Genomic DNA, 24,058 nt, shown 5'->3' with positions numbered 1-24,058 from the left:
GTGTGGTCGGGCGCGGTGGGGGCGGCGGGTTCACGCGGTCGTGGCCGGTGCGGTGGCGGGGTGTTCGCCGGTCCGCGCGGCACGCATGTACGCCGCGAGCGCCTCGGGCGTGGGGTTGTCGAGGACCGCCTCGGCCGGCATCCGCAGGCCGGTGGCCGCGTTGAGCCGGTTGCGCAGGTCCACGCTGAGCAGTGAGTCGAAGCCCAGCTCCTTGAAGGAGTCGGTGGGTCGCACCGTCACGGCCTCGGTGTAGCCGAGGACTTCGGCGGCCTGCGCGCACACCATGTCCACGAGGTTCTGTGCGGAGGGGCCGGCCGCGGCGGCCGGCCGGGCCGCGCCGGATGCGGCGACCGGGGCCGACGGGCCGGTCCGGGGGACGTCTCGCAGTCCTCGGAAGAGGGCGGCGGCGCGGGTGCCGGGACGGATCCGCTCGGGCACGGGGCTGAAGGCGGCCACCGCCGGCCGGGGCGAGGCCATGGCCTCGTCGAGGAGCCGCAGTGCGCTCGCGGTCGTCATGGGCGCAATGCCGATGGCGGCGAGAGCGGCCACGTCCGCTTCGGTCAGATGGGCGGTCATGCCCGTCCGGTCCTCCCACAGGCCCCACGCCACGGAGGTCGCGGCCAGCCCCTGGGCCCGGCGGTGGTGGGCGAGGGCGTCGAGGAAGGCGTTGGCGGCCGCGTAGTTGGCCTGGCCCGGTCCGCCGATCACCCCGACCGCGGAGGAGAACAGCACGAACGCCGACAGGTCGAGGTGCCGCGTGAGTTCGTGCAGGTGCCAGGCGGCGTGCGCCTTGGGTGCCAGCACCGCCCGCATGCGGGCCGGGGTCATCCCGCCGATCAGTTTGTCGTCGAGCACACCGGCGGTGTGGAAGACGCTGCCCGGGGCGTGTTCGGCGATCACCTTGGCCAGCGCGTTCCGGTCGGTGACGTCGCAGGCCAGGACGTGTGCCGTGGCGCCGAGTCCGGCACAGTCCGCCACCAGCTCGGCGGCACCGGGTGCGGCGGGTCCGCGGCGGCTGAGCAGGACGACCTCGCGGACGCCGTACGCCGTGACGAGATGACGGGTCAGGACGGCGCCCAGTCCGTCGGCGCCCCCGGTGACCAGGACGGGGCGGCCGGTGTCGAGGGTCCGGGGCATGGTGAGGGCGAGCTTGCCGTGCTGCCTGGCCCGGCTGAGCATCCGCAGCGGCCGCTGTCCCAGGCGGACGTCCCAGGTGCGCAGCGGCAGGTGGACCAGGGCTCCGGAGCGGAACAGCGCGATGAGCTCGTCCAGCACCTCACCGATCCGTTCGGGGGCGACGCCCAGGATGTTGTACGCCTGGTAGCCGATGCCGGGGTACTGCTCCTGGATCCGGCCCGCGTCCCTGATGTCCGTCTTGCCCATCTCGGCGAAGCGGCCGCCGGGGGCCAGCAGGCGCAGGGAGGCGTCGACCGCCTCGTTGGCGAGGGAGTTGAGGACGACGTCCACGCCCCGGCCGGCGGTCACCTCCTGGAACTCGTGCTCGAAGTCGAGTGAGCGGGAGGACGCGATGTGGTCGTCGGGCACGCCCCACTCGCGCAGGATGCCGTGTTTCGCGGGCCCCGCGGTGGCGAAGACGTCGGCGCCGAAGTGGCGGGCGAGCTGGAGCGCGGCGAGGCCGACCCCGCCCGTGGCGGTGTGCACGAGCACCGACTCGCCCGGCCGGACGGCGGCGACGTCCACCAGGCACTGGTAGGCGGTGATGAACACGATGGGGACGCTCGCGGCCTGCGCGTCGCTCCAGCCGTCGGGAACGCGCCGGACCATCCGTTCGTCGGCGACGGCGACCGGTCCGAGGGAGCGTTCGAAGACACCGAAGATCCGGTCCCCCACCGCGATGCGGGTGACCTCGGCCCCGACCTCCGTGACCACTCCGGCGCCTTCGCTGCCCATGGTCTTCTCGGAGGCGACCAGTCCCAGTCCCACGGCGATGTCACGGAAGTTGAGGCCCGCCGCCCGCACCTCGATACGGATCTCCCGGGCGCCGAGGGGCAGGGTGGCCTCCGGGTGCGGGACCAGCGCCAGATTGTCCAGCGTGCCCTTGGCGGTGACGTCGAGGCGCCAGGCGGAGTGGCCCTGCGGCACGGGCAGGCCCCGGTCGTCCGCCGGCCGCAGCCTCGGCACGTGGACCCGGCCCTGACGGATCGCCGTCTCGGGCTCCTCCAGCGCGAGGGCCGTGGGCAGGGCGGCCACGGAGGCCGGGTCGTCGTCGATGTCGACCAGCTGGAAGGCGCCGGGGTGTTCGGCCTGCGCCGCCCTCACCAGCCCGCCGACGGCGGCCGCGGCCAGGCCCGGCAGGGTCTCGCTGCCGGTGACGTCCACGGCCCGGCGGGTCACCACGGCCAGGCGGGACCGGCTGAACCGGTCGTCGCCGAGCCACTGCTGGAGCAGGTCGGTGACCTCTCCCGTCAGCCGTTCCACGGTGGCGGGCAGCGCCTCGCCGGCCGCCCGCGGCACCTCCGGGTGGACGACCAGGACGGGCGGCACCGTCGTGGGCAGCGTCTCCAGGTCCGGGAAGTCCCGCCCGGCGCCCAGATGGGGGGCCGCCAGGCTCGCCCAGTCGGGCAGCGGGGGCAGATCGTCCACGGCCGCGCGCTCCCAGGCCAGTTCCAGGCTCGTCGCCCCGTCGTCGGAACCGTTGGCCGCCGTCAGGGGCCGCAGGACGAGCGAGCCGACCGTGGCGACGGGCCGGCCCTTCTCGTCCGTGCAGGACACCGAGAGCTCTGTCCCGCCGCCCGTCGCGCGCACCCGGAGCGTGCGGGCCGTGGTGGGCGGCAGGGTGACGTCACGCCAGGTGAAGGGGACGTTCAGGTCGTCGCCGGTGCCGAGGAGCGCGGCGTGCAGGGCGGCGTCGAGCAGCACCGGGTGCGCGGTGGCGCAGGAGCCGCCGGGCGGGTCCTGGTCGAGGGCCACCTCGGCGTACGTCTCGAAGCCGCGTGTCCAGGCACGTCGCAGGCCGCGGAAGGCGGGCCCGTACTGGTAGCCGCGCCGGGCCAGCCTCTCGTAGGCGTCGGCCGGGTCGAGCGGTTCGGCGTCCCGGGGCGGCCACACCGTGTCGTGCGGTGCCGGGGGGATCGTGCCGTCGGCGGGGGCGAGGACGGCGGTGGCGTGTTCTGTCCATGCGGTTTCGTCCGGGGCGCGGCCGTGCAGCGAGGCGGCGCGGCGGCCCGAGGCGTCGGCGGGCTCCACCATCACGCGGATCTCCACGGAGCCCTGCCGCGGGACGGGCAGCGCCAGCCCGACGGTCAGCTCCTCGATCCGGGGGCAGCCGACGGCGGTCCCCGCCCGCGCGGCGAGGGACAGCAGCGCGGTGGCCGGGACCAGCGCGGTGTCCCGTACGACGTGATCGGTCAGCCAGGGCTGCCGGGCCCGGTCGAAGGCGGCCGACAGGACGGTCCGGCCGTCCGGCAGGGACACGGGTCCACCGGCGAGGGCTCCGGCCTCCGGGGCGGCCGGCGGTGCGCCGGTGACCCAGTACCTGCTGCGGCTGAAGGCGAAGCCCGGCAACTCGGTCCGGCGGCCCGCGGGCTGGACGGAGGAGAGGTCCGCCGGCACACCCGAGGCCTGGGCCGCGGCGGCCGAGGCGAGGAACTGGCTGAGCCCGGTCCCCCGCCGGATCGAGCCGATGACCGTGCCCCGCACGCCGGCGGCGTCGAGGATGTCCGTCAGGGCCATGGTGAGGACGGGGTGGGGGCTGATCTCCAGGAACGTGCGGTGCCTGCGCGCGACGAGCCGTTCCACCGCGGTCCTGAAACGCACGGTGCCGCGCAGGTTGTCGTACCAGTAGGAGGCGTCGAGGACCGTGGGGTCGACGGCCTCGCCGGCCAGGGTGGAGTACACGGGTACGGCGGAGGGGCGCGGCAGGACGCCCGTCAGCTGCCGGGCGAGGGGCTCCTTGAGCACCTCGACGGCCTCGGTGTGGGAGGCGTAGTCGACGTCGATGCGGCGGGCGTCGACGCCGGTGCGCGCGCATGCCGCGAGCAGCTCGGTCAGCGCGTCCTGGGGTCCGGCGACGACGGTGGCGCGCGGGCCGTTGAGGGCCGCGATGCCGATGCCGGCGGCGCCGCCCACGCTCTTCAGCAGGTCCCGGGTCTCGTCGGCGCCCAGCGGTACGGAGACCATGCCTCCGGTGCCGGCGAGGGTGTGCAGGGCCTTGCTGCGCAGTGCGACGATCCGGCAGGCGTCGGCCAGGCTCAGCGCGCCGGCCACGTGCGCGGCGGCGATCTCGCCCTGGGAGTGCCCGACGACGGCCGCCGGGCGGACCCCGACGCTCTCCCACAGCCGCGCCAGCGACACCATGACGGCGAACAGGGCGGGCTGGACGACGTCCACCCGTTCCAGCGCCTGACCGCGCAGCGCGTCCTGGAGCTGCCATCCGCAGTAGGGCAGGAGCGCCTCGGCGCACGCGGCCATGCTGTCGCGGAAGACCGGGGACTCCTCGCACAGCGCGAGTCCCATCTCCCGCCACTGCGAGCCCTGCCCGGGGAAGACGAAGACCGGGCCGGTGGAGTCGCGCCGGGCCTCGCCGCCGAGCACGGTCGGGGACCGGTAGGTGCCCGGGACGGCCGGGACGGCGTCGCCGCGGGCCAGCCGGTCGAGCCCGGCGCGCAGGTCCTGCGCCGTGTCGGCGACCACCGCGGCGCGGTGGGTGAAGCGGGTGCGGCCGCGCAGGACGTGGGCGACGTCCTGCGGCGCCGTGCCGGGAGCCCGGGTCAGGAAGTCGGCCAGGGCGGACGCCTGCCGGCGCAGCGACTCCGGGTTCGGGGCGGACAGCTGCCACACGAAGGGCCCTTCGGCGGTGCCGGTCCCGGTCTCGGGCTCGGTGTCGGCCTCTTCCAGGACGAGGTGGGCGTTGGTGCCGCTGATCCCGAAGGAGGACACGGCGGCCCGCCGCGGCCGTTCGCCGCGCGGCCAGGGGCGTTCCTCGGTGAGCAGGGCGAGGCCGCTGTTCTCCCAGTCCACGTGCGGGCTGGGGCGGTCGGCGTGGAGGGTGGCGGGCAGCACGCCGGCCCGCAGGGCCTGGACCATCTTGATCACGCCGCCGACCCCGGCGGCGGCCTGGGTGTGCCCCAGGTTCGACTTCAGGGAGCCCAGCCACAGCGGGGACCCGCCGGTACGTCCCCGGCCGTAGGCCGCCGCCAGGGCGCGGGCCTCGATGGGGTCGCCGAGCGGGGTTCCGGTGCCGTGCGCCTCGACCGCGTCGATGTCGTCGGGCCGCAGCCCGGCCGCGCGCAGGGCGCGGTCGATGACGTCCTGCTGGGCCGCCATGTTCGGTGCGGTGAGCCCGTTGCTGGCGCCGTCCTGGTTGACGGCGCTGCCGCGGATCACGGCGAGGACGCGGTGGCCCCGGGCGACGGCGTCGGGCAGGCGTTCCAGCAGGAGCAGGCCGGCGCCCTCGGACCACGCCGTGCCGTCGGCGTCGGCGGAGAAGGACTTGCACCGCCCGTCCGGTGAGAGGCCGCCCTGCCGGCTGAAGTCGATGAACATGCCCGGGGTGGGCATCACCGCGACCCCGCCGGCCAGGGCCATGTCGCACTCCCCCTGGCGCAGCGACTGCGCGGCCAGGTGCAGGGCGACCAGGGACGAGGAGCAGGCCGTGTCCACGGTGATGGCGGGACCGCGCAGCCCGAACCAGTAGGCGATGCGGCCCGATGCCACGCTCGGGGTGCTGCCGGTGATGCGGTAGCCGCCGGCGCCCTGGTTGTCCTCGTGCAGGCGCGGCCCGTACTCCTGGGCCATGGCGCCGACGAAGACACCGACGTCGGCGCCTGCGAGCGACTCGCGTGGGAGTCCGGCCCGTTCGAAGGTCTCCCAGGCCACTTCGAGGAGCACGCGCTGCTGCGGGTCCATACCGGTCGCCTCGCGCGGTGCGATGCCGAAGAACTTGGCGTCGAACAGGTCCGCGTCGTGCAGGAAGCCGCCGTGCCGGGTGCTGGACGCGGTGGTGGTGTCGGCGGTGGGGTCGTCGGCCGCCGCGACGTCCCAGCCGCGGTTGTCGGGGAACTCGGTGATCGCGTCGCCGCGCGAGGCCACCAGGCGCCACAGGTCGTCCGGGGTGGTGACGCCCCCGGGGTAGCGGCAGCCCATGGACACGATCGCGATCGCGTCCTGCTCGCCGTGCGGGGAAGCCGGTTCGCGGTTCATGTGTGCAGCAGGCCTTTCGGTCAGAGCGGCGTGTCCGCGCGGAACGCCTCGATCAGCGAGGCGGGGGTGGGCCGGTCGAAGAGCAGCGTGGTCGGCAGGGAGCGGCCGGTGATCCTGGCGAGGGTGGTGCGCAGGGCCACGGCCATACGGGAGTCCAGTCCCAGCTCACTGAAGGAGCGGCCCACGTCGAGGTCGGCGTCCGGATCGAGTCCGAGGGCCTGGAGCGTGCAGGTCACCACGAGGTCGAAGGGGTCCCCGCTCCACGGCGGGGCGGCCGGACCGGCCGGTGGCGGTGCCGGCGCGTCGACGGTGCCGAGCCAGTGGCGCCGCCGCTGGAACGGGTAGAGGGGCAGGTCGACGCGCCGGGCGGGGCCGCCGAGTACGGCCTCCCAGCGCACCGGCAGGCCGGACACATGGGCGCCGGCGGCGGTCTCGGCGATGCCCGCGGCCTCCTCCCGGGTGGCCATCGGGGCACTGAAGCGTTCCGTGCCGTACCCGACGGTCTCCGCCGCGAGCGTGGTCAGCGCCCGGCCCGGCCCGATCTCCACGAAGAACCGGGCGCCCAGCCGGTGCGCCGTGGTGAGCGCGGGGCCGAACCGCACGGGCGCGCACACGTGGTGGACCCAGTAGTCGGGGTCGGCGAACCGACGGGGGTCCACCAGCTCGCCGGTGACCGTGGAGACGATCGGCGGGCCGTCCGGGAGCCTCCAGGTGAGGCCTTCGGCGACGGACCGCAGGCCCTTCTGCACGGGGGCCATGAGCGGCGAGTGCCCGGCCACGGAGACCCGGAGCCGGCGGGTGCGGCGGCCCAGGTCCTCGAAGTGGGCCGCCGCCTTCAGCGTGGCGCTCTCCTCGCCGGACAGGACCACGGACCGTGAGCCGTTGACGGCGGCGATCCCGACGAGCCCGGGGGTGCGGTCCACCACGCGGCGCGCCTCGTCCTCCTCGGCCTGCACGGCCACCATGACGCCGCCGGGCGGCAGTTCAGCGATCAGCCGGGCCCGGTGGGCGACCAGGGTGGCCGCGTCCTCCAGGGACAGCGTGCCCGTCAGGTGGGCCACCGCGATCTCGCCGAGCGAGTGGCCGATCAGCAGGTCCGGCACGATGCCGAAGGACTCCAGCAGCCGGTACAGCGCCACCTCGACGGCGAACAGGGCGGGCTGCGCGTGCTCGGTGCGGTCCACCTCCTGCCGCTGCCACATGGCGTCGGCGAGGTCGGCACCCAGCACGGGTTCGAGCCGGGCGCACACGTCGTCGAAGACCTGGGCGAACGCCGGGAACTCCTTGTACAGGCCCTGTCCCATGCCGAGGCGTTGCGCGCCCTGCCCGGCGAACAGGAAGGCGGTGCGGCCCTCGCCGCGCAGTCCCTGGACGAGACCCCTCTCGCCGTCGTCGGGTGAGCCGTCGGCCAGGGCGCGCAGCCGCTGCGCCAGCTCGTCCCGGTCCGAGGCGATGACACCGGCCCGGTGGGCGAATGCGGTACGGGCCGTCGCGGCCGTCCAGGCCAGGTCGGCGAGGGCGAGCGGCCGGCTGGGGTCGGCGACCGCGTCGGCGAGGTCGCGGGCCCTGGCCCTGAGGGCCTCGGGTGCCGGGGCGGACAGGACGACGGGCACGGCCGAGACGGCGGCGCCCGGCTCCGCGGGACCGGCCGGGGCCGGTGCCTCGCCCAGCACCACATGGCAGTTGGTGCCGCCGAGGCCGAAGGAGGAGACCCCGGCGACGCGCGGCCGGTCCTGCGCGGGCCAGTCCCGGCCCCGGTCGCACACCCGCACCCCGAGTGCCTTCAGGTCGATGGCCGGATTGGCGGTGCGGAAGTTGAGGCTGGCCGGGAGCCGGCGGTGGAACAGGGCGAGCGCGGTCTTGATGAACCCGGCGATGCCGGCGGCGGCCTCCAGGTGCCCGATGTTGGTCTTGACCGAGCCGACCAGCAGCGGCCGGTCGTCCGGGCGTCCGTGCCCGAGGACTCCGCCCAGCGCCGCGGCCTCGACGGGGTCGCCCAACGCGGTGCCGGTGCCGTGCAGTTCGACGTAGGCCACTTCGTCGGGTGCGACGCCGGCCTGCCGGCAGGCAGCGGTGAGAACCTCGCGCTGCGCGGCCTCGCTGGGTGCGGTCAGCGCCGTCCGGTCGCCGTCGCTGTTCATCGCCCCGCCCAGCAGGGTGCAGTAGACGCGGTCCCCGTCGGCCAGGGCCCGGTCCAGGGGTTTGAGGACCACGACGCCCGCGCCCTCGCCGCGGACGATGCCGTCGGCGCGGGCGTCGAAGGTGTGGCAGCGGCCGCGGGGCGACAGGGCGCCCAGTGCCTCCACCACGTCGTCGCCCTCCGGGGTGAGGTTGAGCTGCACGCCGCCCACCACGGCCGCGGCGCACTCGCCCCGGCGCAGCGCCAGCACGGCCTGGTGCAGCGCCGCCAGGGACGAGGACTGGCCGGTGTCGACGACGAGACTCGGGCCGGTGAAGCCGTGGAAGTGGGAAACGCGGTTGGCCAGGAAGGTCCGGCCGGTGCCCGTCATCGTGTAGGCGGAGGGCAGTGCGCCGCCGGTGCGGCTGAGGAACGCGTACTCGTCGGAGCCGGCGCCGACGAAGACGCCGACGGGCCCGGACGACAGCTCGCGCGGGGTGGTGCGGGCGTCCTCCACGGCGTGCCAGGTGAGTTCCAGGAGCAGCCGCTGCTGCGGGTCGAGCGCGGCCGCCTCGGGGGCGGGCACACCGAAGAACCCGGCGTCGAACAGGTCGACGTCCGGCAGGTAGCCGCCGGGGCGGCGGCCCGCGCGGCTGCCGGTGCCGGGGCCGATGGCGTCCTCGCCCGCCAGCAGCAGCCGCCAGAACGCGGCGAGTCCGTCCGCCCCGGGGAACCGGCACGCCATGCCGACGACGGCCACCGGGGCGTCGCCGGTCCCGGACTCCGGCCGTTCCCGGCGAGGGGGCCGTGCGGCCTCGGGGCCGCGGTCGGTGTCGCGTGCGGGGCTCATGGCTTCCTTCCTGTCTCTGCGGCCGTGGACGGGTGCGGTCCGGCCACGGCGCCGGCGGGTACGGCCGGTCCGGACAGCACGCACCAGGCCTGCTCCACGGACCGGATGTCGGCCTCGTCGCCACGGGCCCGGTCGGGCAGCAGGGTCAGGACGGCGCTGTGCCCGCCGGCGAGGGCGCGCTGCCGTCTGGCCAGGGTCGCCAGGCTGTTGCCGGGCCCCGCCTCGACGAGCAGGCATCCGGGGTGCTCGTCGAGCACGGTCGTCAGGGTCGGTGCGAAGTGGACGGTCTCGGCGGGCTGCCGGGCCCAGAACTCCGGGTCCCGGGCCCGGTCCGCGTCGAGGGGGCCGCGGGTGTAGGCGGAGTAGAGGGGCAGCCTCGGCGGCGCCAGGCGCACCCTGTGCCAGGCGGGCAGGGAGGCGGCCACGGCGGGTTCGACGACGGGGCTGTGGAAGGCCTGGCGGGCGCGGACGTCCTGGCAGACCAGCCCGCGCGCGGTGAGGGTCCGCGCGGCGTCGTCCAGCGGGGCGCGCTCCCCCGCCAGCAGCAGCTGGCGGGCGGCGTTCACCGCGGCCAGGTGCACGGTGGGGCCCAGGAGGTCGGCGACGTCGTCGACGGAGGCGGCGACCGCGAGCATCCCGCCGGGCGGGGTGTCGGCGAACAGGGACATGCGGTCGCGCATCAGCCGGATGCCGTCGGTGAATTCGAGGACTCCGGCGAGGGTCGCGGCGACCAGTTCGCCCACGCTGTGGCCGAACAGCGCCGCCGGGCGCAGCCCCTGGTCCAGCAGCATGCGGCCCAGGGCGTGCCCCACCGCGTAGAGCAGGGGCTGCGCGACGGTCACGTCGTCGTAGTCGGGTGCCGGTTGCGGCGCGAGCCATTGCTCCCGCAGGCGGGCGCCGTCCGGTCCGAGGAGCCGGAACGCCTCGTCCATCCAGGCCGTGAACGTCTCGTCGTGGCCGTGGAGTCCGGCCGCCATCCTCGGATGCTGCGCGCCCTGACCGGCGAACATCAGGACGACGGGCCTGGCCCGCCCTGCCGTGTCCGGCATCTCCACCCCTTTCCTCGTGTCGACCAGACGGTCATCCCCGGGGGTCGAGGCGCGCCGGAGTGCCGTTCGAACCTCGGTGATCCGTCCCGGCTCGAGCCGGCTTCGACACCGCGGACCGACACTCCCCCCGCGGCGGCGGACGGTCGCCGCGGGGTCCGAGCGGCACACGGGGGAGGACTGTGGACATCGCGGACGTGTACGTGTCCGGGGTCGGGCTGCACCTGGCGCGGCGCATGCCGGCCGACGAGGTCGTCGACCGGGGCATCGCCGATCTGCGGACGGTCCGGCGCACGGGGATGCGCTCGGTGTGCGTCGGGGAGCGGTCGGGCCCGGAGATGGCCGTCGAGGCCGCGCGGGCCGCCCTGCGCGGGTCGGGGCGGGCGCCGTCCGACATCGGGGTGGTCCTGCACGCCGGCACCTGGTTCCAGGGGCACGACCTGTGGGCGCCGGCGTCCTATGTGCAGCGCGAGGCGGTGGGCAACAGCTGTCTGTCCCTGGAGGTCGGGCAGTTGTCCAACGGCGGCATGGCGGCGATGGAGCTGGCCGTGGCCTGGCTGCGGGCGGACGCCGGTCCCGGACCGCGCAGTGCGCTGATCACCACCGGGGACCGCTTCTGCCTGCCGGGCTTCGACCGCTGGCGGACCGACCCCGGAACGGTCTGCGGCGACGGCGGGACCGCGCTCGTGCTGTCGCGGGGCTCGGGTTTCGCCCGGCTGCGCAGTCTGGTGACGGTGTCCGAGCCGTCCCTGGAGGCGATGGGCCGCGACGGCGACGGCTTCGCCCCCGCGCCCCTGGCCGCCCGGGCACCGATCAGTGTCGCCGCCTCGCGGGAACGGCTGGTCAAGAAGATCGGGCTGACCCGGCTGCTGGAGGTGCTCCAGGAGGGTCAGCGGGCCGCTTTCGACCGGGCGTTGCACGAGGCCGGCGCCAAGGCCCGCGACATCGACTGGTTCGTCCTGCCGAACCTCGGACGCCCCAAGATGGACGCCCAGTTCTTCCAGGTGCTGGACATCGGCCCGGAGCGCACGACCTGGTCCTGGGGCTCGGGGGTCGGCCACCTGGGCGCCGGTGACCCCTTCGCCGGCCTCGCCCGGCTGGCGGGCACCGGGGCCCTGCGCCCGGGCCGGCTCTGCGCGTTGATCAGCGCGGGGGGCGGCTTCGCCTGGTCGGTCGCCGTGCTGGAGGTGGTCGCCGAGCCCCCGCCGACCCCGTCCTTCGAGGAGTGACGCCCGCCTCGCCGCCCGGGCGGCGAGGGCTGTCGCGGCGTCCTCGGGCGCGTCACCGGGCACCCGGTCCGCGGCCACGTCCCGGCGGGCCCGTCGCCGCCGCTCGCCGGGTGTCGCCGCCACGTCCCTCGGGCCGTCGGCCCGCCGAGAACCCCATCGCCCACCCGGGGAGCCCGCTGCCCCATGGAGGCAGTCCGCACCCCGGCTTGTGAGAACCCCGGCCCCGAGCCGTCCGGAGACATCCGCCACCACCGCCCGGCCACCCGGCCACCCGGCCACCCGGCCACCCGGCCACCCGGCCACCCGGCCACGGCGGATCGTCGACCGTCCTTCCACGCCGATTCCAGTGACCGACCCGAGGCTGTGCACCGATCACCGCACGCCCCGCCGACACGGAGGCCCTCCGACGACATGACGACCAGTCACCTCTCACCGGACGCCCTGAACGGGTTCCGCGGCCGGCCACCCACCTGGTCGCCCTCACCCTCGGGCGACGGCAGTGAACAGTGCACCGTCGAGGTGCCGCTCGATCACTCCCGGCCCGACGGGCCGCGGATCTCCCTGGCCCTGACCCGCATTCGGGCCAAGGACCCGGCCCGGCGCCGTGGCATCCTGCTCGCCCTCAACGGCGGCCCCGGCGGCTACTTCGGCCTGGGCCGCGGCTTCCCGGCGGTCCTGGCCCGCACCCGTCTGCCCGAGGTGTACGACCTGATCGGGTTCGACCCCCGCGGCACCGGTGCCTCCACGCCGCTGACCAGCGAGATCACCCCGACCGAGGCGCCGTTCGACTCCCGGCTGCCCGATGCGGACTTCCCGCTGCTCGCCGAGGACGCCCGGATCCGCGAAGCGGGCAACCAGCGGCTGGGCGGCGAGGCGCGCCGTCACCACAACACCCCGAGCATCGCGCGGGACATGGACGTGATCCGGCAGGTGCTGGGCGAGGAGAAGCTCAGCTTCGTCGGGTACACCTACGGCACCTACCTGGGAGCGGTCTACGGCGCCCTGTTCCCCGACCGGCTGGACCGCTGCGTCCTGGACTCCTGTGTGCATCCGGACTGGTCGTGGCGGGAGCAGTTCATGGCCCAGGGCCGGGCCAACCGGGCCAACGTCGACGCGTGGGCGGCGTGGGTGGCCGAACGCGACGGGCTGTTCGGGCTCGGCGCTTCCCGGGAGGCGGTGCTGACCGCCGTCGAGGAGGCCGCGCGCAACACCGCCGAGCAGGCCGGCACACAGCTGCGCACCCTCTTCGACGGCGCCATGGGATCGCGCTCGGCGAACCGGGCCCGCTGGGCCGAACTGGGCCACCTGGTCCGCGAGTTGCGCACCGGTGACGCGGCGGTGGCGGGTCGGTGGCTGTCCGACGAGCGGGTGTGGCCCCCGGCCGAGACGGAGGGCACCACGCGGTGCGGTGTGCTGGACGCGGTCACCCTGGAGAAGGACTGGCCGGCCGACCTCGAGGTCTACTACGAGGACATGCGCCACTTCCGGGAGAACTACCCGTACGGATACGGCATGTTGCGCGCCGCGCCATGGGTGGGGGCCTTCCGGGCCTTCACTCCCCCGCAGCCGCCGGTGAAGCCGACCGGCGAGGGCCTCTCCCCCGGTCTGGTGGTGCACGCCGACGGTGACCCGACCGACCACTACGAGGGCGGGGCCGCGATGGCCGAGCGGCTGGGGTACCGGCTGATCACCGTGGCCGACTCCGGCCAGCACGAGATCTACGGGCTCAGCGGCAATCCCGCGGTGGACGCCCTGGTCGACGCCTATCTCGTCGACGGCGTCGTGCCCGAGGACACCGTGTGCGCGAGCACGGTGCTCCGCCCCGACCTGCCCTGCGACGGCACGCCCGCGGCCACCGGCCGCGCCTGACCCGGACCGCGTCCGACAAGCGAAGGAAGAACCCATGGCACGCGCACTCGTGATCGGCGCAGGCATCGCCGGCACGGTCACCGCGATCGCACTGCAGAAGGCCGGCCTGGACCCGGTCGTCTACGAGGCCTACGACCGGACCGCCGACGGCATCGGCAACTTCGTCAACATCGCGCCGAACGGGATCGACGCGCTGGACAGCATCGGTCTGGGCCATCTGGTGCGCGAACACGGCTTCAACACCCCCGGCATCGCCTTCTACAGCCACACCGGCCGGGCCCTGACCGGCGACGTCCGCACCGACCGGCTGGCCGCCGACGGTCAGATCATCCAGACGATCCGGCGCTCGGACCTCTATGTGTCGCTGCGCGACGAGGCGGCGCAGCGCGGGATTCCCATCGAGTACGGCAAGCGGATCGTGGACGCCACCACGACGGGCGGCGTGGTCCGGGCCGTCTTCGCGGACGAGTCGCAGGCCGAGGGCGACCTCCTCGTCGGCGCCGACGGACTTCGCTCACAGGTGCGCCGCATCATCGACCCCTCCGCTCCCCTGCCGCGCTACCTCGGAGTGCTCAACGCCTTCGGCTGCGCACGGGGTTTCCCGGCCGAGGGGCCGCCCGGGGTGATCCGGATGTTCTTCGGCAAGAAGAGCTTCTTCAGCTACACCAAACACCCCAACGGCGACCTGTGGTGGTTCGCCAACCCGCCCTGCGCGGCCGAGCCGGACGGGGCGCAGCTGCGGGCCCTGCGGCGGGACTGGCGCCGCTATCTGCTGGAGCTGTTCGCCGGTGACCGGACCCCGGCGGCCGCGATCATCGCGGCCACGCCCGACCCCGCGCCGCCCTCGCCCACCTACGACCTGCCCCGGGCACCGCACTGGCACCGGGACGGGCTCGTCGTGATCGGCGACGCGGCCCACGCCGTCTCGCCCACGGCGGGCCAGGGGTGCTCGGTCGCCATGGAGGACGCCGTGGTGCTGGCCAAGTGCCTGCGCGACGCGCCCGGCATCGACAAGGCGTTCCTCACCTACGAGTCGGTGCGGCGCAAGCGCGTCGAGGACATCGTGGCGCAGGGCAAGTACAACAACGAGGGCAACATGCGCCGCGGGCCGGTCGGCCGCTTCCTGCGCAACTACTTCATCGCCCGGGCCTTCAAGACCTCCGACGGCTCCGATCCCACCTGGATGAGCAGCCACCACATCGACTGGCACGCGCCGGCCGACGGCGACGGGCTGCGGGCCTCGTCGTGACCCGATTCGCAAGCAGAGGAGAGACCTGATGACCAGCACCGCGGACGTCTCGGGCGCGCCGGAGACCTTCCCCTTCGTCCGTCCCGGCCCGTTCACCCCGCCCGAGCAGTACGCGGGCATGGTGCGGCGGGGTGTCACCCCGGTGACCCTCGCCAACACCGGGCTGCGCGTCTGGACGGTCACCGGCCACGAGGCGATACGCCGGCTGCTGACCGACCCGCGCGTCAGCGCCTCGCGCAAGCACCCGGGCTTCCCGTTCTACTTCGTGGCGCCGCCCGAGGCCCGCACCGAGACCTCCTTCATCGGCTACGACCCGCCCGAGCACACGGCCGCGCGCGGGAAGGCGGCCGCGGCCTTCACCTACCAGCGGGTGCAGAAGCTGCGTCCGCGCATCCAGGAGATCGTCGACGAGCACATCGACCGGCTGCTGGCCCTGACGCCGCCGGTGGACTTCCACCGCCTGTTCTCCCTGTCGCTGCCCACGACGATCATCTGCGACATGCTGGGCATCCCCCAGGGCGATCACGACTTCATCATCGAGCACAGCAACAACATGTTCGGCATCCACAGCACCCCCGAGCAGCGGGTGGCGGCGATCGTGGAGGTCAACGCCTACGTCGAGAAGCTGGTCGAGATCCGGGAGACCGAGCCCGGCGACGACCTGACCAGCCACATCATCAAGGAGTACCGGGCGTCGGGCGAGGAGTACACCCGGCGGGACCTGGTCAACATGGTCCGGATGCTGATGAACGGCGGTCACGAGACCACCGCGAGCATGCTGTCCCTGGGCACGGCCTGCCTGCTGGAGCACCCCGACCAGCTGGCGGAGCTGATGGCGGATCCTGAGGCGCTGATCGGCCCGGCGACCGAGGAACTGCTGCGCATGGTGACCATCGGGGACATCGGGGTGCCCCGGGTCGCCCTGGAGGACATCGAGATCGACGGCACGGTCATCCCGGCCGGTGACGGCATCCTGTGTCTGCTGCTGACCGCCAACCGGGACCCGGAGGTCTTCCCGGAGCCGGAGAAGCTGGACCTGCGCCGGGGCAGCCGCAAGCAGATGGGCTTCGGTCACGGCGCGCACCTGTGCATCGGTGCCGAACTGGCCCGGCTGGAGATGCAGATCGCCTGGACGACCCTGTTCCGGCGCATCCCCACCCTGCGGCTCGCCGTACCGCTCGACGAGGTGCCCCGCAAGGAGGGGGCCATCGTCTACGGGGTGCGCGAGCTGTCCGTCACCTGGGACGCGTGATGCAGCAGGAGGCGTACGGCCCGCACCTGGCCGAGATCTACGAACTCGTCTACGCCGCACGCGGCAAGGACTACGCCGCCGAGTCGGCCGAGGTGACGGCCCTGGTCCGGGACCGCAGGCCGGACGCCTCGTCCCTGCTGGACGTGGCCTGCGGCACCGGAGGCCATCTGACCTACTTCCAGGAGCACTTCGCGACCGTGGAGGGGCTGGAGCTGTCGCGGCCGATGATCGCCCAGGCGGCGCGCCGGCTGCCCGGCATCCCCGTGCACCCGGGCGACATGCGCGACTTCACGCTCGGCCGCCGCTACGACGCGATCAGCCTGATGTTCAGCTCGATCGGCTACACCCGGTCGACCGACGAGCTGGAGCGCACCCTCGCCAGTCTGGCGCGGCACCTCACCCCGGGCGGGGTGATCGTCCTGGAGCCCTGGTACTTCCCGGAGGCGTTCCTGCCCGGCTACATCGCGGACGACCTGGTGCGCACCGACGACCGGGTGACGGTACGGGTCTCCCACTCGCGGCGGCAGGGGGACGACGTCCCGATCGTCGTGCACTACATCGACGCGCGGAAGGACGCCGGCATCCGGCACTTCACGGACGTCCACCTCATGCGGCTGTTCACCCGGGAGCAGTACGAGACGGCCTTCGAGCGGGCCGGCTGTTCGGTGGAGTACGTCGGTCCCGGCCGCTTCAGCTGCGGTCTGTTCGTCGGTGTGGCCAAGTGACGCCGGTGCGCTGAGGCAGGCAAGGAACCGCACGGCCCCCTTCAGACGTCCGTCCGGAGGGGGCCGTCCGTCGTCGCCGCGGTCCACATGGCGCCGAGGGACTCCGCGAGGCCGATGCGGGGGGACCAGCCGAGCAGCCGCCCGGCGAGCCGGATGTCGGCGCGGGTCCAGGCGCCGCCGAGGCCCGCGACGTCCCGGGTCCGTTCCTCGATCAGGTCGGTGGAGTGTCCGGCGGCGGTGACGAAGAGCCGGACCAGGGTGCGCATGTCCACGGCGTGGCCGCTGCCGATGTTGAGGGCGTGGCCCGTCGCCGGGGAGTGGACGGCCCTGACGACCGCGTCGGCGAGGTCGCGGACGTCCACGAAGTCCCGGCGGGCCCCGGTGAGGACCACCGTCATGGGTTCCTGGTCGGCGAGGGCCCGGCGCAGCATCGTGACCAGCTTGCCGGGAAAGCTCGCCGGTGAGGGATGGGGCCCGCAGACGTTGGCCGCTCGCAGCACCAGACCGTCGGCCGCGCCCGCGCGCACGGCGCCGAGAACGGCCTGCGATCCGGCGAGTTTCGTCCGCGCGTAGGCGCTGCCGGGGCGCGGGGTGACCTTTTCGTCGATGAGCGTCCCGGGAGGGACGTCGCCGTACTCGTGCAGGGTGCCGATGTGCACGACGCGCGTGCGCCAGGGCAGGTCGCCCAGGGCTGCGAGCAGCCGGTGCACCGCGGCGACGTTCACCGCGTCCAGGTCCTCGTCCGGCCGGGCCCAGCCGTCCGTCGCGTTGAGGGCGTCCGTCGCGTTGACGACCGTGTCGATGCGGTGGGTCGCCAGCAGCCCGGCGATGCGCTCCCGGCCGGCGTGGCCGAGGTCCAGGGACGCGAAGGCGTACGGGCGGATGTGGGGGGCCGGCCGGCGGGCGACGACGAGGACGTCGTCGCCGCGGGCGGCCAGGGCGGTGCACACGTGGCGCCCCACCCAGCCCGTGCCGCCGAGGACGGCCACGCGCCGCCGTGTGGGTGCGGGCCGGTGCGATGTGGTCATGCCGTCCTCCCGGTCCTGCGGGCGGCCGGTGACCGGCCGCCCGGTTCCCCCTCAGGCGCCGGAACGCCCGGCGACGAGTTCCTCCAGCACCGGCACGGTGCGCGCCGGGGAGGGGCGGCGGGCGTTGTCGTCCGCCACGGTTTGCGCCTGGCGCGCGTACGAGGGGTCCTCCAGCAGCGCGCGGACGGCCTCCAGCATGGTCGCGGGCGACAGTTCCGCCGGGTGGACGCGGCGTACCGCGCCCAGGTCGGCGAGGCGGGCGATGGCGTCGAGCGGCTTTCCGCGCCCGGGCACGACGACCTGCGGCACACCGTGGACGAGGCAGGCCATCATCGTGCCCGGGCCACCGTGGTGGACGGCGGCGTCGCAGCCCGGCAGGACGGAGGTCAGCGACTGCCAGCCCGTGGCGATGACGCTGTCCGGCAGCGCGCCGAGCTGCCCGACGAGGTGGTCGGCCACCGCGACGACCAGGTCCACGTCCAGTTCGCCGAGCGAGCGGACGATCTGCCCGAGCATCGGGGCGCCGCCGATCTGCGGCTGCACGGAGCCGAGGGTGACCAGCAGCCGGGGGCGGGTGCGGGGCCGCAGCACCCACTCGGGCACGGTGCCCGGCTCCCCGTAGGGCACGTAACGCAGGGGCGTCGTGCCGGGCGCCGCATCGCCCAGCAGGGGCGGGCAGTTGTCGAGTACCAGGGCGGGCTCGGGGAGCGCGCCGAGTCCGAGTTCCTTGAGCTCCGGGGCGAGTTCGTCGGCGATCCAGGGGTCGACGGGCAGGTCGCCGGGACCCACGACGTGCTTGACCCAGGGGATGTCGTGCCGGGCGGACGCCGCTGCCGCCGCGGCGTATCCGTACGACTCGGCGACGATCAGGTCGGGGCGCCAGCGGTCGACGAGCTCGGCGGTGCCCTCCAGGGTGCGGGCGGCGAGCCGTCCGAAGCCGCGGCCGATGCCCTCGGCCATCTCCTCGTCGGTGTCGGGCACCCGGACGCGCCCGCCGTCGCGGTCCTTGGCCATCACCTCGCCCATGTCGAGCGGGCCGTAGACCGGCGCCATGGGCAGGCCGGAGCCGCGCACGGGGCCCTCGAAGCTCTCGGGGGCCGCCACGAGCACCTCGTGGCCTGCCGCGCGCAGCGCCCACGCGAGGGGCACGATCGGGTAGTACAGCGGGTGAGCTGGGCCGGTGGCCACCAGTGTCTTCATGCCGGGGAAGGTAGAAGAGCGGGCCGGAACGGCACTCGAATCCGGCTGGGACGGCACGCCCCCGGGCGGTCAGGCCCTGTCGTGCGGTGCCGTGAGGGCGTCCTCGAGTTTCAGGCACTCCCCGTAGTGCGGCAGCAGTCCGGCGTCCGCGGCCCGGGCGAGGGTGGGAGCCACCCGGTCCCGTTCGGAGAGGACCGGCTGGATGTCACCGGGCAGCGGCAGGCCGAGCTCGGGATCGAGGACGGACAGCGCCAGTTCGTTGTCCGGGTCGTAGGCGAGGGAGAGCGTGTACGCCATGGCCGTGTCGTCCTCGAGCGCCACGAAGGCGTGTCCGACGCCCACCGGGAAGTACACGGCGCGGAAGTCCACCGGGTCGAGGACGACGGCGTCCCACCGGCCGAAGGTCGGCGAGCCCAGGCGGAGGTCCACGACGATGTCGAGGGCCTTTCCCCGGACGCAGTACACGTACTTCGCCATGCCGGGCGGAGTGCGGGTGAAGTGCACCCCGCGCACGACACCGCGCCGGGAGAGGCTGCAACTGGTCTGGGCCACCGGGAAGAGCGGCCGGCCGGTCGCCCGGAGGAAGGCCTGCGACTGGAAGGGCGACACGAACAGCCCCCGGTCGTCCCGGAACACCTCGGGGGTGAAGACGCGCGCGCCGGCGACCTCGAGCTCTCTCGATTCCATGGGCGGTGACTGTGGCCCGGCCGCCTCGAAGCGCACTACAGGTCCGCTCCAGGCAGCTGCCCTATCGCGGTCAGTGGCTGACCGCGATCACGGCTAGGTTGGCCCCGCGGGCGATCGTCTCCCCGTCGCCGTGCTCGGCGCGTACACAGGCGAAAGGACGCCATGGCAGAAGTTCTCACGCGCCGGGCCCTCAACCGGGCGACCCTGGAACGCCAGTTGCTGACGCGGCGCACGGACCTGTCCGCCCCGGCGGTGATCGAGCGGCTGGCCGGGTTGCAGGCGCAGGACCCCGATCCGCCGTACATCGGGCTGTGGAGCAGGATCGAGGGCTTCCGGCTGGAGGAGCTGACGAAGCTGCTCGAGGAGCGCGCGGTGGTGCGGGCGACCCTGTTCCGCGGGACCCAGCACCTGGTCACGGCGGAGGACTATCTGTGGCTGCGCCCGCTGTTGCAGCCGATGCTGGACCGCTGGCAGAAGGCCGCCTTCGGCAAGCAGACGGCCGGTGTGGACCTGGCCGAGCTGGCCGCGGTGGCCCGTGCGGCACTGGCCGGCGGTTCGCTGGCGCGGCCGGAGCTGGGCCGGTTGCTGGCGGAGCGCTGGCCGGGGCGTGACCCGGTGGCGCTGGCCCGTTCGGTGCAGGGTCTGCTCGCGGTGGTGCACCCGCCCCCGGACGGCACCTGGGGGCGCCGGGGCACCACCCCGTTCGCGCTCGCCGAGGAGTGGCTGGACCGGCCGCTCGCCGAGGATGCCTCGCGGCGGCAGCTCGTGCTGCGGCATCTCGCCGGATTCGGCCCGGCCACCGTCAAGGACGTCCAGGCGTGGAGCGGTACGACGCGGCTGCGTGAGGTGGTCGAGGAGCTGCGGCCGCGGTTGCGGGTGTACCGGGGCGAGGGCGGGGAGGAGCTGTTCGACCTTCCCGGGGCGCCGCTGCCCGACCCGGACTCGGTGGTCCCGGTGCGATTCCTGGCCGCCCTGGACAACGTGGTGCTCGGTCACGCGGACCGCTCCCGGCTGATGACCGACGACCAGCGCCGGCACATCATCGTCGAGGCGGCGGTGCTCGTGGACGGCTTCGTACGCGCCCTGTGGGTGATCAAGCGGGAGGGGCGCGGCAGGACGGCCGCGGTCCTGACCGTGAAGTGCTTCTCCCCGCTGACGGCGCGTGAGGAGGCGGAGGTCGCGGCGGAGGGTGAGCGCCTGCTGCGGTTCGCGGCCGCGGACGCCGAGCGGCACGACCTGCGGTTCGTCCCGGTCGGGGACGCGAGCTGAGACGCCCACGCCCGCTCCGGCCACCGGCTCCGGAGCGGGCGTGGGCCGTCTCACTCCCGCGCGAGTTCCGTCGCGATGGTGCGCACGTACGCCCCGTACCCCGAGGGCCCGATCCGCACGCCCAGCCGGTAGCAGGCCTCGCTGTCGATGTAGCCCATGCGCAGGGCGACTTCCTCGATGCAGGCGATGCGCACGCCCTGCCGGGCCTCCAGCGTGCCGACGTACTGTCCGGCCTGGAGCAGCGACTCGGGGGTCCCGGTGTCGAGCCAGGCGAAGCCCCGGCCCAGGTTGACCAGCCGGGCGGCGTCCCGTTCCAGGTACCAGCGGTTGACGTCGGTGATCTCCAGTTCGCCGCGTTCCGAGGGCCGGAGGTTCCGCGCCACCTCGACCACGCGGTTGTCGTAGAAGTACAGGCCGGTGATCGCCGTGTTGGAGCGGGGTTTTTCGGGTTTCTCCTCGATCGACAGAAGGCGCCCGTCGGCGTCGACCTCGCCCACGCCGTACCGCTCCGGGTCGTGCACCGGGTAGCCGAACAGCACGCAGCCCCGTACGTCGGCGCTGTGCTCGGCCAGGACGGAGTAGAAGTGGTGGCCGTGGAAGATGTTGTCGCCGAGGATCAGGGCGACGGGGTCGTCCCCGATGTGATCGGCGCCCAGGACGAACGCGTCGGGCAGGCCGACGGGCCGGTGCTGAGCACGGTAGGTCAGGGACAGGCCCAGCTGTGATCCGTCGCCCAGCAGCCGCTGGAACTGGGGCAGGTCGACCGGGGTGGAGACGATGAGGATGTCCCGGATGCCCGTGAGCATCAGCACACTGAGCGGGTAGTAGATCATCGGCTTGTCGCCGACCGGAAGGAGTTGCTTGGACACGCCGAGGGTGAGCGGCCTCAGCCGTGTTCCCGAACCGCCCGCCAGAATGATCCCCTTCACGGGTGTCTCCCGCCCTCCGCTCGCGGTGAATCGGTACGCCGTACATTCCGTCATCCGGTATTCGAGAGCGCCTCGACGACGACTCGACAGGGATTCCGCCCGGCCGGGGCGGCGGGTTTTCCCCACTCCATCTAGCAGGTGTCTAGTTCTCTTCGAGGAACCCGCCCTAGCGTGCGAGCATGACCACTTGCCGCGTCTGCCGGAGTTCCGTCACCGAGTTCTTCGATTTCGGTCGCCAGCCGCTGTCCGATGCATTTCGCCGACCCGAGGAGACGTCGGAGGAGTTCTTCTACCGACTCGCCGTCGGCGTCTGCGAGGAATGCGCCATGGTGCAGCTCATGGAGGAGGTCCCGCGGGAGCGCATGTTCCGCGAGGACTACCCCTACCGCTCGTCCATGTCGTCGGTCATGCGGGAGCACTTCGCCACGACCGCGCGCCGCCTGCTGGCCACCGAGTGCCACGGCGACGACCCGTTCGTGGTCGAGATCGGGTGCAACGACGGCGCCATGCTGAAGACCGTCGCCGCCGCCGGTGTCCGCCACCTGGGCGTCGACCCCTCGCGCGACGTGGTGGAGCTGGCGGCCGCCCAGGGCGTGCGGGTGCGGTTCGACTTCTTCCAGGAGTCCACCGCCAAGGAGATCAGGGCCGCGGACGGGCCGGCCGACGTCGTCTACGCCGCCAACACCATGTGCCACATCCCCTACCTGGACTCGGTGTTCCGCGGCGTCGACGCGCTGCTGGGCACGGACGGGGTGTTCGTCTTCGAGGACCCGTACCTCGGCGACATCGTCGAGCGGGCCAGCTTCGACCAGATCTACGACGAGCACTTCTACCTGTTCTCCGCCTCGTCGGTGCAGGCCGCGGCCCGGCGGTTCGGCTTCGAACTGGTCGATGTGCAGCGGCTTCCGGTGCACGGCGGCGAGGTGCGCTACACGCTGGCCCGCGCGGGCCGCCGGCAGCCGAGCCCGGCGGTGGCGGAACTGACCGCCGAGGAAGGCCGCCGGCAGCTCACGGACAGCACGATCCTCGAACGGTTCGGCATGCAGGTGAAGAGGAACTGCGAGGAGCTCACCGCGCTGCTGCACCGGCTGCGCGACGCCGGGCACACCGTCGCCGCGTACGGCGCCACCGCCAAGAGCGCGACCGTGACGAACTACTGCGGCATCGGTCCCGGCCTGATTCCCGCGATCTACGACTCGACGGTCGCGAAACAGGGCCGCCTCTCGCCCGGCGTGCACATTCCCGTCAAGCCGATCGAGGAGTTCTCGGCGCCCTACCCGGAATACGCGCTGCTCTTCGCCTGGAACCACGCCGAGGAAATCATCGCGAGGGAGACCGCGTTCCGGGAACAAGGCGGGAAATGGATTCTCTACGTGCCGGACGTCCGCGTCGTCTGAGAGCGCGGAGCTGTCATGACCAGAGTGCTCGTCACGGGCGGAGCGGGTTTCATCGGGTCCCATTACGTACGGACCGTCCTCGGCCCCGACGGCCCGGGGGACGTCACCGTCACCGTGCTGGACGCCCTCACCTACGCCGGCAACCGGGCGAACCTGGCGCCGGTGGCGGACCATCCGGGGCTCACCTTCGTCCACGGGGACATCTGCGACACCGAGGTGGTCGACGCGCTGATGCGCACGCACGACCAGGTGGTGCACTTCGCCGCCGAGTCCCATGTCGACCGGTCCATCGACAGCGCGGCGGACTTCGTACGGACCAATGTGACGGGCACGCAGGTCCTGCTGGACGCCGCACTGCGCCACCGGGTCGGGCCGTTCGTCCACATCTCCACCGACGAGGTCTACGGGTCCATCGACCGGGGCGCCTGGAGCGAGAGTTCCCCGGTGCGGCCGAACAGCCCGTACGCCGCGTCCAAGGCCGCCGGGGACCTGCTCGCCCTCGCCCAGCACCGGACGCACGGCCTGGACGTCCGGGTCACCCGCTGCTCCAACAACTACGGCCCGTACCAGTTCCCCGAGAAGCTGATCCCGCTGTTCATCACCCGGCTGCTCGACGGCCGGGAGGCCCCGCTGTACGGCGACGGGGGCAACGTACGGGACTGGCTGCACGTCGAGGACCACGTCCGGGCCGTGGAACGGGTCAGGACCCGGGGGCGGCCGGGCGCGACCTACAACATCGGCGGCGGCACCCCGCTGGCCAACCGCGACCTCGTCGACCGGCTCGTGCGGGCCTGCGGCGCCTCGTGGGAGCAGGTCCGCCGGGTCGAGGACCGCAAGGGCCACGACCGGCGCTACTGCGTCGACCACTCCAGGATCACCCGCGAACTGGGCTACGGCCCGACCGTCCCGCTGGCCACGGGCCTGGCCCAGACGGTGGAGTGGTACCGCGCCCACCGCGACTGGTGGGAACCGCTCCTGAGCACCGCGGGCCGCGCCGGGTGAACCGGGGGCGCGTGCGCCCGGGGCCGTCACCGGCCGCCGGACGCA

The 24,058-nt window shown here is 73.9% G+C and carries 15 protein-coding genes; 8 read left to right on the top strand and 7 right to left on the bottom strand.

Annotated features, from left to right (window positions below):
- Positions 1-30 precede the first annotated feature (30 nt).
- The 3 genes from AB0I06_RS22635 to AB0I06_RS22625 are packed head-to-tail and all read right to left on the bottom strand — an operon-like array spanning position 31 to position 10,180.
- Entirely contained in the window at positions 31-6,162 is a 6,132-nt protein-coding gene (locus tag AB0I06_RS22635; RefSeq protein ID WP_363120634.1) for a type I polyketide synthase, read from the bottom strand.
- Between the two features lie 20 nt (positions 6,163-6,182).
- Positions 6,183-9,131 (bottom strand): beta-ketoacyl synthase N-terminal-like domain-containing protein, encoded by a 2,949-nt coding sequence (locus tag AB0I06_RS22630; RefSeq protein ID WP_363120633.1) that lies wholly within the window; start codon positions 9,129-9,131, stop codon positions 6,183-6,185.
- Positions 9,128-10,180 carry an acyltransferase domain-containing protein gene (locus tag AB0I06_RS22625; RefSeq protein ID WP_363120632.1) on the bottom strand — a complete coding sequence of 351 codons (1,053 nt, stop codon included), beginning with the start codon at positions 10,178-10,180 and terminating at the stop codon, positions 9,128-9,130. Before AB0I06_RS22625 ends, AB0I06_RS22630 begins: the two co-directional genes overlap by 4 nt.
- Before the next feature lie 179 nt (positions 10,181-10,359).
- On the opposite strand from AB0I06_RS22625, the gene AB0I06_RS22620 reads away from it, so the two are divergent.
- From AB0I06_RS22620 to AB0I06_RS22600, 5 genes are all read left to right on the top strand, one after another.
- On the top strand, positions 10,360-11,406 hold the full coding sequence (locus AB0I06_RS22620) for a ketoacyl-ACP synthase III family protein (RefSeq protein WP_363120631.1): 1,047 nt from the start codon (positions 10,360-10,362) through the stop codon (positions 11,404-11,406).
- 411 nt (positions 11,407-11,817) lie between these two features.
- Entirely contained in the window at positions 11,818-13,275 is a 1,458-nt protein-coding gene (locus AB0I06_RS22615) for an alpha/beta fold hydrolase (RefSeq protein WP_363120630.1), read from the top strand.
- 34 nt (positions 13,276-13,309) lie between these two features.
- Positions 13,310-14,524 (top strand): NAD(P)/FAD-dependent oxidoreductase, encoded by a 1,215-nt coding sequence (locus AB0I06_RS22610; protein ID WP_363120629.1) that lies wholly within the window; start codon positions 13,310-13,312, stop codon positions 14,522-14,524.
- 28 nt (positions 14,525-14,552) lie between these two features.
- Positions 14,553-15,776, top strand: coding sequence for a cytochrome P450 (locus AB0I06_RS22605; RefSeq protein WP_363120628.1), 1,224 nt, complete (start codon positions 14,553-14,555; stop codon positions 15,774-15,776).
- Positions 15,776-16,501, top strand: coding sequence for a class I SAM-dependent methyltransferase (locus tag AB0I06_RS22600; RefSeq protein ID WP_363120671.1), 726 nt, complete (start codon positions 15,776-15,778; stop codon positions 16,499-16,501). Before AB0I06_RS22605 ends, AB0I06_RS22600 begins: the two co-directional genes overlap by 1 nt.
- Positions 16,502-16,542: 41 nt before the next feature.
- Here AB0I06_RS22600 and AB0I06_RS22595 read toward each other — a convergent pair whose 3' ends face one another.
- The 3 genes from AB0I06_RS22595 to rfbC form a co-directional block, all read right to left on the bottom strand.
- Complete coding sequence (locus tag AB0I06_RS22595; RefSeq protein WP_363120627.1) at positions 16,543-17,529, bottom strand: NAD(P)-dependent oxidoreductase; 987 nt, start codon at positions 17,527-17,529, stop codon at positions 16,543-16,545.
- Positions 17,530-17,580: 51 nt separating this feature from the next.
- A complete protein-coding gene (locus AB0I06_RS22590) occupies positions 17,581-18,729 on the bottom strand; it encodes a nucleotide disphospho-sugar-binding domain-containing protein (protein WP_363120626.1) in 1,149 nt (382 codons plus the stop codon).
- A gap of 69 nt (positions 18,730-18,798) precedes the next feature.
- A complete protein-coding gene (gene rfbC, locus AB0I06_RS22585) occupies positions 18,799-19,416 on the bottom strand; it encodes a dTDP-4-dehydrorhamnose 3,5-epimerase (RefSeq protein WP_363120625.1) in 618 nt (205 codons plus the stop codon).
- Positions 19,417-19,578: 162 nt separating this feature from the next.
- On the opposite strand from rfbC, the gene AB0I06_RS22580 reads away from it, so the two are divergent.
- Positions 19,579-20,685, top strand: coding sequence for a winged helix DNA-binding domain-containing protein (locus AB0I06_RS22580; RefSeq protein WP_363120624.1), 1,107 nt, complete (start codon positions 19,579-19,581; stop codon positions 20,683-20,685).
- 50 nt (positions 20,686-20,735) lie between these two features.
- Here the strand turns inward: AB0I06_RS22580 and rfbA are convergent, their stop codons facing one another.
- Positions 20,736-21,614: a glucose-1-phosphate thymidylyltransferase RfbA gene (rfbA, locus tag AB0I06_RS22575; protein WP_363120623.1), complete on the bottom strand. Its 879-nt coding sequence runs from the start codon at positions 21,612-21,614 to the stop codon at positions 20,736-20,738.
- Between the two features lie 179 nt (positions 21,615-21,793).
- Here rfbA and AB0I06_RS22570 point away from each other — a divergent pair, with 179 nt between their 5' ends.
- Together AB0I06_RS22570 and rfbB are read left to right on the top strand one after the other, a co-directional pair.
- Positions 21,794-23,011 carry a class I SAM-dependent methyltransferase gene (locus AB0I06_RS22570; protein WP_363120622.1) on the top strand — a complete coding sequence of 406 codons (1,218 nt, stop codon included), beginning with the start codon at positions 21,794-21,796 and terminating at the stop codon, positions 23,009-23,011.
- A gap of 15 nt (positions 23,012-23,026) precedes the next feature.
- Positions 23,027-24,013, top strand: a complete 987-nt coding sequence (rfbB, locus tag AB0I06_RS22565) for a dTDP-glucose 4,6-dehydratase (protein ID WP_363120621.1) — start codon at positions 23,027-23,029, stop codon at positions 24,011-24,013.
- The last annotated feature ends 45 nt before the right edge of the window (positions 24,014-24,058 follow it).

Source organism: Streptomyces sp. NPDC050674, assembly GCF_040654575.1.
Lineage (GTDB): Bacteria > Actinomycetota > Actinomycetes > Streptomycetales > Streptomycetaceae > Streptomyces.
This window is presented reverse-complemented; position numbering and strand designations above follow the sequence as displayed.